10 protein-coding genes and 1 pseudogene are annotated in these 11,546 nt (G+C 66.6%); 1 reads left to right on the forward strand and 10 read right to left on the reverse strand.

Annotated elements, in window-relative coordinates:
* From AC1DS3_RS27995 to czcI, 3 genes are all read right to left on the reverse strand, one after another.
* Positions 1–1,216 (reverse strand): efflux RND transporter periplasmic adaptor subunit (locus tag AC1DS3_RS27995; protein WP_477128383.1); only part of this gene is annotated, 1,216 nt, incomplete at its 3' end.
* An 18-nt stretch (positions 1,217–1,234) separates the two neighbouring features.
* Positions 1,235–2,503 (reverse strand): TolC family protein, encoded by a 1,269-nt coding sequence (locus AC1DS3_RS28000; RefSeq protein WP_441637723.1) that lies wholly within the window; start codon positions 2,501–2,503, stop codon positions 1,235–1,237.
* Between the two features lie 74 nt (positions 2,504–2,577).
* Positions 2,578–2,982 (reverse strand): cation efflux protein, CzcI family, encoded by a 405-nt coding sequence (gene czcI, locus AC1DS3_RS28005; protein ID WP_441637725.1) that lies wholly within the window; start codon positions 2,980–2,982, stop codon positions 2,578–2,580.
* A 172-nt stretch (positions 2,983–3,154) separates the two neighbouring features.
* Between czcI and AC1DS3_RS28010 the strand changes: the two genes are divergently transcribed.
* A complete protein-coding gene (locus AC1DS3_RS28010; RefSeq protein ID WP_441637727.1) occupies positions 3,155–5,584 on the forward strand; it encodes a heavy metal translocating P-type ATPase in 2,430 nt (809 codons plus the stop codon).
* Between the two features lie 140 nt (positions 5,585–5,724).
* Here the strand turns inward: AC1DS3_RS28010 and AC1DS3_RS28015 are convergent, their stop codons facing one another.
* The 7 genes and pseudogenes from AC1DS3_RS28015 to AC1DS3_RS28045 form a co-directional block, all read right to left on the reverse strand.
* Positions 5,725–6,615 (reverse strand): polysaccharide deacetylase family protein, encoded by an 891-nt coding sequence (locus AC1DS3_RS28015; RefSeq protein WP_477128384.1) that lies wholly within the window; start codon positions 6,613–6,615, stop codon positions 5,725–5,727.
* A 13-nt stretch (positions 6,616–6,628) separates the two neighbouring features.
* Positions 6,629–7,681 (reverse strand): bifunctional UDP-4-keto-pentose/UDP-xylose synthase, encoded by a 1,053-nt coding sequence (locus tag AC1DS3_RS28020; RefSeq protein WP_052495092.1) that lies wholly within the window; start codon positions 7,679–7,681, stop codon positions 6,629–6,631.
* A complete protein-coding gene (locus AC1DS3_RS28025; protein ID WP_477128385.1) occupies positions 7,678–8,637 on the reverse strand; it encodes a formyltransferase in 960 nt (319 codons plus the stop codon). Before AC1DS3_RS28025 ends, AC1DS3_RS28020 begins: the two co-directional genes overlap by 4 nt.
* A complete protein-coding gene (locus AC1DS3_RS28030; RefSeq protein ID WP_441637733.1) occupies positions 8,625–9,617 on the reverse strand; it encodes a glycosyltransferase in 993 nt (330 codons plus the stop codon). The genes AC1DS3_RS28025 and AC1DS3_RS28030 overlap by 13 nt, the downstream gene beginning before the upstream one ends.
* Positions 9,596–10,759 carry a DegT/DnrJ/EryC1/StrS family aminotransferase gene (locus tag AC1DS3_RS28035; protein ID WP_441637735.1) on the reverse strand — a complete coding sequence of 388 codons (1,164 nt, stop codon included), beginning with the start codon at positions 10,757–10,759 and terminating at the stop codon, positions 9,596–9,598. Before AC1DS3_RS28035 ends, AC1DS3_RS28030 begins: the two co-directional genes overlap by 22 nt.
* Before the next feature lie 41 nt (positions 10,760–10,800).
* Complete coding sequence (locus AC1DS3_RS28040; RefSeq protein WP_043355625.1) at positions 10,801–11,172, reverse strand: DMT family transporter; 372 nt, start codon at positions 11,170–11,172, stop codon at positions 10,801–10,803.
* Positions 11,169–11,546 (reverse strand): annotated as a pseudogene (locus AC1DS3_RS28045) (4-amino-4-deoxy-L-arabinose transferase); the annotation flags it as partial. The pseudogene AC1DS3_RS28045 and the gene AC1DS3_RS28040, both read right to left, overlap by 4 nt.

Below are 11,546 nucleotides of genomic sequence, written 5' to 3' on the forward strand. Positions count from 1 at the left end.
GCATGCCGGCTTTCAGGCCTTCGGTGATCTCCACCAGCTTGCCGTCGCTGCGGCCGGTCTTGACCGGCTGCGCCTGGAAGCCGCCCGGAACGACAGCGAACACCACCTGCTGATCGCCATTGCTTTGCAGGGCTTCGGCCTCGATCGCCACCGGGACCTCGGCGCTGGAGTCGGTCACGCCTACGGTGACGAACAGGCCGGGACGCCAGGCCGCCTTGGGGTTGGGCAGCGTGACGCGGGCGGTGGCGGTGCGCGTTTGCTGGCCCAGCAGCGAGCCGACATACGAGACCGTGCCTTCGGCCTTGCCGTCGAAGGCGGTGGAGGCGATCTTCACCTTCTCGCCAACCCGCACGCGATCCAGGTCCTTGGGCGCGATCACGAACTCGGCCCATACCGTGCTGAGGTCGGAGATGACGAACACGTTGGCGTCGGCCGCCACGGCTTCACCCAACGCCAGGTGCTTCTCGACCACGGTGCCGTCGAAGGGCGCGCGCAGCTCGAAGCGGTTGAGCGACTTGGCGCTGCCTGCGTTGCCGCTGGCGCCGATGGCGGTCAGCTTCTGCGTGGCGTTCTGCGTGGCGATGCGGGCTTCCTGCAGCGCGGCGCGCGCGGCCAGGTAGTCCTGCTCGGCGGAGATCTTGTCCTCCCACAGCTTCTTCTCGCGCTGGAAGGTGGATTCGGCCAGTTCCTGGCGTTTTTGCGCGGCCAGCAGTTCGCTGCGCTGGTCGGACAGCGCGGTGCTGGCCAGCACCGCCAGCAAATCGCCTTTCTTCACCTGCTGCCCCAGGTTGGCGGACACGGCTTCCACCACGCCGGCTACGCGCGGCACCACGTGGGCCGTGCGGTCCTCGTTGAAGCGGATCTCGCCGGGGAAGGATGCCGTGCCCTCGATGTGCGCGGGTCCTGCGGTGCGCAGCGTGAGCCCGGCCGCCTGGACCTGCGCCGGGGTCATCTCGATGTGGCCTTCTTTCTCTTGCGTTTCGTGATGCTCCCCGTCGGTGTGCCGGGCGGCGTCGCCGTGCGCCGCGCTGGCCGGGCTGCCGTGATGCTCGCCGTCGCCGTGGGCCGCGTCTTCGCTATGCGCGCCTGCTGCGTGGGCAGCCTCGGTCGTGGCGTCGGCGCTGCCGCGCCCGGCGAAGATCAGTCCCGCGGCTGCGATGGCGCCGCCCGCCAGGATGATGGCGATGCTCGTTTTCTGCTTGTTGCTGATTGCCATGATGGGGTTCCTTTGGCGCTAGCGGCCAAGAATGCGGTCGATGGTGGTGGCTGCCTGGTAGGCATTGGCGACCACGCCGAGATAGCGGACGCGCGCCTGGAACCAGGTGCGCTGCGCATCGAGCACGTCGAGGAAGTTGAACTTGCCGGCTTCGAAGCCGCGCGTGGCGGCCTCATAGGCCTGCTGGGCAGCCGGTAGCACGGTGCCCTTGAGCGAGTCGGCCGAGGTCCGCGATACGCTCAATTGCCGCGTGGCCTGCTGCAGCGCATTGGCGAGGCGCACCTGCGTGGCGCGGTACTCGTCGGCCGCTTTATCCGCCTGGCGCAGCGCGGCGTAGAGATTGCCCTGGTTGCGGTCGAACAGCGGCAGCGGCAGCGACACGCCCAGCACGGGCATGGTGCCGCGGTCTGAGCCGTTGTCGCGCTTGCTGCCCAGGCTGACGGTCAGGTCGGGATACTGGCGGCTGCGCTCCACGCCGATGATGGCCTGCCTGCGCTCCAGTTCCAGCCGCTGGCTTGCCAGTTCCGGCGCGCTGTCCAGCGCTTGCGCGAGGCTGGCGCCGTCAGGCCGCGCGGGCAGGGTGTCCAGGTTGCCGGCGGCTTCCTGGAAGCGGGCTTCGCTGCTGCCCCAAAGGCCGGCCAGCGACTGGCGTGCCATTGCTAGTGCCGCCTCGGCGTCGGCGACCTCGAGTTCCGCATTGGCCTGCTCCACGCGCGCCTTGCTCTCTTCGAGCGGCGCGATCTTGCCGGCGGCTACGCGGCGGATTGCCGCCTGCGCGCCCTTGGCGGCGATCTCGGCCGAGCCACGCGCCAGCTTGACGCGCTCCTGCGCGATGACCACCGCGAAGAAGCCGCCAACCACGGCCGCGCGCAGGTCGGTGCGCGTCGCGCCCAGTTGCGATTGGGCGAGCTCACGCGCCTTCTGCGCGGCGCCGATGCGCGCGGCGCGCTTGCCGCCAAGCTCGATTGGCAGGTTGACCTGGGTCGTGGTGGTGCGGGTGTCGCGGCGGTTGTCCTCGAATTGCACCGCGACTTCCGGGTTGGGGATGGTGCGGGCCTGCATGATGCCGCCTTCGGCGGCATCGAGCTCATGGCCGGCGGCCGAGAGCGTGAAGCTGCGTTCGGCCGCGAGCGCGAGCGCATCGTCCAGCGTGAGCGTGCCGGCGGGCTCGGGGATCGGTTGCGCCGCTTGCGCGGCGGGCAATGGGGTCGTCGCCGCGTACTGGGCGAACGCGGCAGGGCTGAGCAAAGCTGCCGCCAGCCCGAGCGGCATCACAAGTGTTCTCATCGAATTTCACCGGAAAAAAGCCAGGGAAGTTCGGCGAGACGAGAGTCTGGAGGTAAAGGGAGTCGTCTCGCCGTTTAGGCGGCGAGCGGCCACTGCGGGCGGTCGGGGGTGGCGCCGGGCGCCGACAGGTAGGACGCGGCTAGCGCCCGGTAGCTGATGGCCACGCCGTGGTGCGAGGCGCTCGTGGCCATGTCCGGCAAGACCAGCTGAGCGCTGGCAAAGTGGCACACGGCGCAGTCCAGGTCGGGCAGCTTGATGTTGTCCTCGCCGTTCTTGCTGTCGTTGCTGTCGTTGCTGCCGTGCTGGCTGAGCTTGCCCTGATGGGCGTGGCTATGGTGGCCGAAGTGCCAGCTGGCGCTGGCCGTGGCGGTGCCGTTGCCCTGCTGCGTGCTCTCGTGATTGCAATACGCCGCAGCCCCGGCCCAGGCGAACTGGAGGGGCAGCATGATGGCGAAAAGCAGGATCAGGAGACGGCGCATGCGGCGGATTATATAGGCAGCAAGCATGACCCTTGCGCGACAATGGCTTAAACCGTGGCGCAATGGTGACCTTAGGCGCCCGCACCGGCCAATGTTGCGGACAGCACTTGACCCTGTAGTCGCTTCAGGGTCTTAAATGGACGGTAAGCAAAAACAAGCAGGGAAAACCGCCATGCCTAGCGCAACGCCAGACCAAGCTTCGCTCCGTGACCCATCTTGCTGCGGTCATGAGCATTCTGATGCACACGAACACGCGCATAAGCACGATCAAGCACACCAGCACAACCATGGCCACGATCACGGCCACCAGCACGGCGATGATCACGGCCACGGCCACCAGCACGCTCAGGCGGCCGGCGCCGCTTGCTGTGGCAGCGCGAGCATGGCGCCTCCAATCGCCGTGGCCGTGCCTGCCGGCGCCGCCGAGGCCAGCTATCGCATCGACGCGATGGATTGCCCCACGGAAGAGACCCTGATCCGCAACAAGCTGGGCAGCATGGCCGGCGTGGCCGCGCTGCAGTTCAACCTGATGCAGCGCGTGCTGACGGTGCACCATACGCTGGACTCCCTGGAGCCGGTGGTGCGGGCCATCGAGAGCCTCGGCATGAAGGCCGAGCCGCTGTCGGAGCAAGCCGCGGCGCTGCCGGCGCAAGCCGCCAAGCCGTGGTGGCCGCTGGCGCTCGCTGGCGTGGCAGCGCTCGGCGCGGAGGCTGTGCAGTGGCTGCAAGTGCCCGGCCAGGACTGGCTGGCGCCCCTGCTGGCGTTGGCGGCTGTGGCAATAGCCGGGCTGGGCGTCTACAAAAAGGGCTGGATTGCGCTGTCCAATGGCAACCTGAACATCAACGCATTGATGAGCATCGCTGTCACCGGCGCCATGCTCATCCGGCAGTGGCCAGAGGCGGCCATGGTGATGGTGCTGTTCGCGCTGGCCGAGCGCATCGAAGCGGCGTCGCTGGACCGTGCCCGCAATGCCGTGCGCGGCCTGATGGCAATGGCGCCGGAGCAGGCCACGGTGCGGCAGCCCGACGGCAGCTGGCTGCCCGTGGAGGCTAGCGCGGTGGCCATCGGCGCCTTGGTGCGCCTGCGCCCTGGCGAACGCGTGGCGCTCGACGGGCGGGTGTTGCGTGGCCAGTCCACGCTGGACCAGGCACCGATCACTGGCGAGAGCGTTCCAGTCGACAAGACCGTCGGCGATGCACTTTTCGCCGGCACCATCAACCAGGCTGGCGAACTGGAGTACGAAGTCACCGCGCCGGCCAGCGGCTCCACGCTGGCGCGCATCATCCACGCGGTAGAGGCGGCGCAGGGCAGCCGCGCGCCCACGCAGCGCTTTGTCGACCGCTTTGCCCGCATCTACACGCCGCTGGTCTTCCTTGGCGCGGTGCTGGTGGCCGTGGTGCCGCCGCTGGTGATCGACGGCGACTGGAGCGCATGGATCTACAAGGCGCTGGTGCTGCTGGTGATTGCCTGCCCGTGCGCGCTGGTGATCTCCACGCCGGTAACGATCGTGAGCGGCCTTGCGGCCGCGGCGCGGCGCGGCATCCTGATCAAGGGTGGTGTCTACCTGGAGCAAGGCAAGGATCTGAAGTGGCTGGCGCTGGACAAGACCGGCACCATCACCCACGGCAAGCCGGCCCAGACCGATTTCCAGCCCCTGGGCGCAACCGCCGCGGCAGGTGCGGCGGCTAGCGATGCGGCGCGCGTGATGGCGGCCAGCCTGGCAGCCCGGTCCGACCATCCGGTGTCGATGGCCGTGGCCAATGCCGCGCGTGCGCACGGCATCGTTGCGCTGGAAGTGCAGGACTTTGCGGCGCTGCCCGGGTACGGTGTCAGCGGCAGCGTGAACGGGCGCAGCTATTACCTGGGGAACCATCGCCTGATCCACGACCGCGGGCTGTGCTCGCCGGAACTGGAAGCTACGCTGGAAGCGCTGGAGCGGCAGGGGAAGACGGTTGTGCTGCTGGGCGCGGATCACGGCGTCGAGGCGCTGTTCGGCGTGGCGGACACGGTCAAGGACAGCAGCCGCGAGGCGGTGGCTGAGCTGCACGCGCTGGGCGTCAAGACGCTGATGCTGTCGGGCGACAATCCGCATACCGCGCAAGCGATCGCAGCGCAGGTGCAGATCGACGAGGCACGCGGCAATCAGTTGCCGCAGGACAAGGCAGACGCCATCGCTGCGCTGAGCGTGAAGGGGGCAGAAGGGGCGCCGGGTAATGGCCGCAGTGGCAGCAGTGGCGGCAATGGCAGCAAGCGCGTCGTGGTGGGCATGGTGGGTGACGGCGTCAATGATGCGCCCGCGCTGGCCCGTGCCGATATCGGTTTCGCCATGGGCGCGGCCGGGACCGATACGGCGATCGAGACCGCCGACGTGGCGCTGATGGATGACGACCTGCGCAAGATCCCCGCCTTTATCCGGCTGTCGCGGCAGACTTCGACGATCCTGAAGCAGAACATTGCCCTGGCGCTTGGCATCAAGGCAATTTTCCTGGCACTCACGGTCATGGGCCTGGGCACCATGTGGATGGCGGTGTTCGCCGATATGGGGGCGAGCTTGCTAGTGGTTTTCAACGGATTGAGGCTGGCGGGGAGGGACCGTAGCTGAACGTTGTCGAGGGTCCGCCAGGACCTTCGACAACGCGGCAATGCCGTTCGAGGGCATTCCCAATGTCACCGCGGTCCGGCTCGACGTCTGCGACGCCGGTGCCATGCAGCGGTTGAGCGACGCTTACGCCGGCCAGATGCCTACGGCTGCAGGATCAGCTCGCCGCTTCTTCCCTCGATCGCGCCCCACGTCACCGGCAGTTGCGGCAGGGCGCTGCGATCGATATGCCGGTAGAGCGTGGCCATCGACACCAGTTCATGCCCCTGCGCGCGCCAGCCATCCAGCAGGCGGTTGAACACCGGCGCAAGCTTGCCGCCCTCGAGTTCGGTGTGCAGGGTGAACACGTGGTCGCGCCCATCTTCGCTCAGGCGCAGCACGGCCTGGTGGACGTTGTCTTCCGTCAGGTCGCCCACGCCGATCAGTTCGTCCAGCGTCGGCAGCGTGGTTGGCATTTGCACGTGGCGGCATGCCACACCGTTGACCGTGGGGATATACGGACCGGTGCCGCGTCCGTCGGACGCGTACACCATGCCCCAGTCGTCGATCTGGCGGAAGGCCTMATCGTTCATTTGCCAACCGGCCGCGCCATGGGTGGGCGGCGCTTCGCCGAAAATCTCGACGTAGCGCTCGAACGCACTCTGCATCTGGCGCCGGGTCCAGGCCGCATCGCGCTCGCGCACGTTGTCCTGCCAGTAGACGTGATCCCAGGTGTGGATGCCGCACTCGTGTCCTGCCGCACGCGCCGCGCGCATCTCGGCCGCGCCCTTGCGGCCGATATCGGGACCGGGCAGCAGCACGCCGTACATCAGCGTGCGCAAGCCATAGTTCGACACCACCGAGGTACGCGACACCTTCTTCAGGAAGCCGGGACGGAACACGCGCCGCAGCGCCCAGCCGGTATGGTCGGGGCCGAGACTGAACAGAAAGGTGGYCTCGGCCCGCACGCGGGCCAGCATGGCGAGCAGCGCCGGCACGCCTTCGCGGGTGCCGCGCAGCGTGTCGACGTCGACCTTCAGGGCGATACGGGCCATCGGGTGCGTGCGCTCAGTTGGCCGAATCGACCAGGGTGCGCGCCTCGATCACCTTGCTGCGGTAAGCCTCGAAGATGGCGCGCAGCGCGTCTTCCATGCTGACCTCGGGCTTCCAGCCGAGCTCTTCCACGGTGTTGTCGATCTTCGGCACGCGGTTTTGCACGTCCTGGTAGCCCTTGCCGTAGAAGTCGCCCGAGGAGGTTTCCACGATCTGGGTCTTCTTGGCTTCTTCCGCGTACTCGGCGTAGTCGCCGGCCATCTTCAGCATCATCTCGGCCAGCTCGCGCACGGAGTGGATGTTGCGCGGGTTGCCGATGTTGTAGATCTTGCCGGTGGCGATGCCGTTCGGGTTCTCGATGATGCGCATCAGTGCGCTGATGCCGTCGGTGACGTCGGCAAAGGCACGCTTTTGCGCGCCGCCGTCCACCAGCTTGATCGGCTCGCCGCGCACGATGTGGCCGAGGAACTGGGTGACCACGCGCGAAGAACCTTCCTTCGATTCGAAGATCGAGTCCAGGCCGGCGCCGATCCAGTTGAACGGACGGAACAGGGTGTAGTTCAGGCCTTGCTCCATGCCGTAGGCGTGGATCACTCGGTCCATCAGCTGCTTGGAGCAGGCATAGATCCAGCGCGGCTTGTTGATCGGGCCGCAGATCAGCTCGGACGTTTCGGGATCGAACTCGTCGTCATGGCACATGCCGTACACCTCGGAGGTGGACGGGAACACCAGGTGCTTGCCGTACTTCACGGCGGCGCGCACGATCGGCAGGTTGGCCTCGAAGTCGAGTTCGAACACGCGCAGCGGCTGGCGCACGTAGGTAGCGGGCGTGGCGATGGCCACCAGCGGCAGCACCACGTCGCACTTGCGGATGTTGTACTCGATCCACTCCTTGTTGATGGTGATGTCACCTTCAAAGAAGTGCATGCGCGGATGGTCGATCAGGTCGCCAAGGCGATCGCTGGACATGTCCATGCCGTAGACTTCCCACGACGTGGTTTCGAGAATGCGGCGCGTCAGGTGGTGGCCGATGAAGCCGTTGACGCCAAGAATCAGGACCTTTTTCATCGGTTTTCCTCTTTGGACAATGCGGTAAGAAATGTGGAAAGCGCGGCAGGCGAGACGGGCGCGGGTTGGGCGCCATCGTCCAGCAGTTCGCGTACAAGGATCAGGCCGCCATCGCCGCACACGCCGACGATCTGCCCGTCGATCACGTGCAAGCCCGGGCGGGCGGCGCTGGTGGACTGCAATTGGGCTGCTCCGTCTGCGCTGCCGGCATGCGGCAGGCGCGCCTGCGCCACCACGAAGCGGCGCGAGCCGGCATCGGTGAAGGCGCCGGGATAGGGCGGTGCGACGGCGCGGATCAGGTTGTAGACCTGCGCGGCCGGCTGCTGCCAGTCGATGCGGCCGTCCTCCGGCTTGCGCCCGGAGAAGTAGCTGCCTTCGGCCAGGCGGTTGGGCAGCGGCGTGATGTTGCCGGCCATCATGGCGGGCAGGGCGCGCCACAGCGTTTGCTCGGCGGCCACGGTTACTTTCTCGAAGACCTCGCCGGCGGTGTCGTCGGGCAGGATCGGCACTGACGTCTGGTCGACGATGAAGCCGGCATCCGGCTTGGCTTCCATCGCATGCAGCGTGGCGCCAGTCTCTGTCTCGCCGTGCAGCACCGCCCAGTTCACCGGCACGCGGCCGCGATACTTGGGCAGCAGCGAGCCGTGCATATTGAACGCGCCTTGCGGCGCCAKCGCCAGCACTGCCGCGGGAATCATCGCGCGGTAGTAGAAAGAGAAGATCACGTCGGGGCGCGCCGCGGCCACTGCGGCGGCCAGCGCCGGATCGGCGGGGTCTTCGCCGTAGGTGACAGGCAGGCCGAGTTCGGCGGCGGTATCGGCAACGCGGCGGAACCAGATGTTCTCATCCGGGCGGTCGCGGTGCGTCACCACCAGCGCCACTTCCACGCCACGCGCGTGCAGCACGCGCAGGCAGCGGTCGCCGACGWTGTGATAAGCGAAGACTACTGCGCGCACGGGACCTCCATCGCTTTTTGCTGTTCCGGCGTGCCTTCAAGCACCGCCTGGATGCGGTAGCGCGGACGGTTGCGCACTTCCTGGTAGATGCGGCCAATGTACTCGCCCAGCAGGCCGATGCCGAACAGCATGATGCCAACCAGGAAGAAGTTGAAGGCGAGCAGGGTGAACACACCCTGCACTTCCGCGCCAAGCACGAAGCGCCGAACCAGCAGCACCGCCACCAGGCCCGCCGATGCCAGCGATAACAAGGTGCCGATGGCGGAGAACCACTGCAGCGGCACGATGGAGAAGCCCGTGACCAGGTCGAAGTTCAGCCGGATGAGCTGGAACAGCGAATACTTGGATTCGCCGGCGTGGCGTTCTTCGTGCTCGACCACGATCTCCACCGGATTGGAGGAGAAGGTATAGGCCAGCGCGGGGATGAAGGTATTGACCTCACGGCAGGCATTGATGGTGTCGACGACATTGCGGTCGTAGGCGCGCAGCATGCAGCCCTGGTCGGTCATCTTGATGCGCGTGATGCGCTCGCGCAGCTGGTTCATGGCCCGGGACGCAATGCGGCGGAACGCCGTGTCGTTGCGCTCGCGGCGGATGGTGCCAACGTAGTCATGGCCTTCGCGCATGGTTGCCACCAGCCGCGGGATTTCCTCCGGCGGGTTTTGCAGGTCGGCGTCCAGCGTGATCACGATCTGGCCGCGGGTGTGCTCGAAGCCGGCCAGGATGGCCATATGCTGGCCAAAGTTGCCGTTGAACAGCACGACGCGCGTCGTGTCCGGGCGCTTGTGAAACTGGCTGGCCAGGATCTGTGCCGAACGGTCGCGACTGCCGTCGTTGACGAAGATGATCTCGTAGTTGCAGCCGAGCCCGTCCATCGCCGGGTAGAGCCGGTCGAACAGGGCTTGCAGGCCATCTTCCTCGTTATAGACGGGAATGACGACGGAGACTTCGACAGGGCTCATTTGAAGAGGCGTTTGCATGTTTCACTAAGAGTTGCGCATACCCGCTCCACGTCGGCGGCTTGCATGGCAGGGAACATCGGCAGCGTGACGATGCCCCTTCCGATGCGCTCGGCGTGCGGCAGCATGCCTTCGCGCCAGCCCAGGGAGCGGTAATAAGAAAACAGGTGCACGGCGGGATAATGCACGCCGGTGCCGACGCCTTGCTCGCGCATGGCCTCCATCACCGCGGTGCGCCCGCCTTCGATGCGTTCGGCCGGCAGCACCACCTGGAACATATGCCAGTTGGTGGTGGCCAGCTCTGCGTCACGCGGCAGCGGCAGCTCGATGCCGAGTTCGGCCAGGCCGCTGTCGGCGGCGCAGCGGTAGTACGCCTCGGCCAGTTCGGCACGGCGTGCCGTGATGGCGTCAAGTTGCGTCAGTTGCGACAGGCCGATGGCRGCGTTGACATCGGTCAGGTTGAATTTGCCGCCGGGCTCTTCCACATCCATGCCGTCCATGCCGGTACGAATCACGCCTTGCAGGCGCAGGCGTTCGGCACGTTCGGCTTCTTCGGGCGAGTTCATCACCAGGCAGCCGCCTTCGACGCTGGTGATGTTCTTGTTGGCCTGGAAGCTGAAGCTGACCAGGTCGCCGAAGGCACCGATGCGCTGGCCGCGCCAGCGCGAGTCGATGGCCTGCGCGGCATCCTCGATCACGCGCAGGTTGTGCTTCTTCGCGATGGCGTAGAGGCGGTCCATATCCACCGGCAGGCCCGACAGGTAGACCGGCATGATGGCGCGGGTACGGGGCGTGATAGCGGCTTCCACGGCGTCGAGATCGATATTGCGCGTGCGCGGGTCGATGTCGACGAAGATGGGCCTGGCGCCCACCGTGATCACGACATTAGCCGTGGCAACCCAGGTAATCGGGGTGGTGATGACTTCGTCGCCGGGGCCGATATTGGCCACGCGCAGCGCGATCTCCATCGTCGCCGAGCCATTGGCGAAGGTGCGCACCGGGCGGCCCCCGAACAGCTCGGACAGGGCGGCCTCGAAGGCGTGCATCTTGGGGCCGGAGGTGATCCAGCCCGAGGCCAGCACCTTGCCCACCTCGGCGATGGCAGCGGCGTCAATATTCGGCTTGACGAAGGGCAGGAAGGCTTGCGCAGCGGAAGCGGTCATGGCAATCAGGCTCTTGTGGCGATGGTGCGAAGGTGCGGTGATCAGGAACGAGCGATGAGAAACACGCCGGCGAGGATCAGCAGAATGCCGGCAACGCGCAGCGGGCCGATCATTTCACCGAACAGCCACCACGCTGCCAGGGCGTTCACCACATAACCGAGCGACAGCATCGGGTAAGCGATCGATACGTCGACCCGCGACAGCCCGACGATCCACACGCCGACGCTGACTACGTACAGCGTCAGGCCAGCCAGCACCGGCCACTGCGTCAGCACGCGAAACGCCGTGGCAAACAGTGTCGCGCGCTCGATGGTGATGGCGCCCACGGCGTTGGTGCCGGCTTTGAGCAGCAGCTGCGCGCACGCATTGAGCAGCACGCCGGTGAAGATGAAAGCGAAGGTAGAGAGCGTCATGGCGCGCGGTTCGGTTCTTGCTGCGGGGCTGCCGGCGCCTGGCCGGGAGGCGGGAAGTTGGTGACCGCGACGCGGCGCTTGTCCTGCCCGATCTTGTACATCGGCACCTTGCTCTCTTGCAGCAGCTTGTAGGTGGCAGCCGACATGATGCCAACGGCGTGCTGGCCATCCTGCCATTTTGCAATAAAGGCATCCAGCGTGGGGAGCCATTTCTGCGGCTCCTGCTTGGTGCCGAACTCCAGTTCGTCCGGCCATTCCACCATGATGGTGGTGCGGCGCAGGTAGTACGGCAGCGTGTGGTCCAGCATGCGCACGCCGTAAATCGGCATGTCATCCGTCAGCACGGCGTTGATGGCGGGCACCATGTCCACGCC

Source organism: Cupriavidus sp. 01L46, assembly GCF_056399905.1.

What these genes read in the sequence shown, in the direction of transcription:
- AC1DS3_RS28030 (WP_441637733.1), bottom strand. Translation starts at nt 9,617, where the DNA reads ATGCAAACGCCTCTTCAAATGAGCCCTGTCGAAGTCTCCGTCGTCATT.
- AC1DS3_RS28010 (WP_441637727.1), top strand. Translation starts at nt 3,155, where the DNA reads ATGCCTAGCGCAACGCCAGACCAAGCTTCGCTCCGTGACCCATCTTGC.
- AC1DS3_RS28000 (WP_441637723.1), bottom strand. Translation starts at nt 2,503, where the DNA reads ATGAGAACACTTGTGATGCCGCTCGGGCTGGCGGCAGCTTTGCTCAGC.
- czcI (WP_441637725.1), bottom strand. Translation starts at nt 2,982, where the DNA reads ATGCGCCGTCTCCTGATCCTGCTTTTCGCCATCATGCTGCCCCTCCAG.
- AC1DS3_RS28020 (WP_052495092.1), bottom strand. Translation starts at nt 7,681, where the DNA reads ATGAAAAAGGTCCTGATTCTTGGCGTCAACGGCTTCATCGGCCACCAC.
- AC1DS3_RS28040 (WP_043355625.1), bottom strand. Translation starts at nt 11,172, where the DNA reads ATGACGCTCTCTACCTTCGCTTTCATCTTCACCGGCGTGCTGCTCAAT.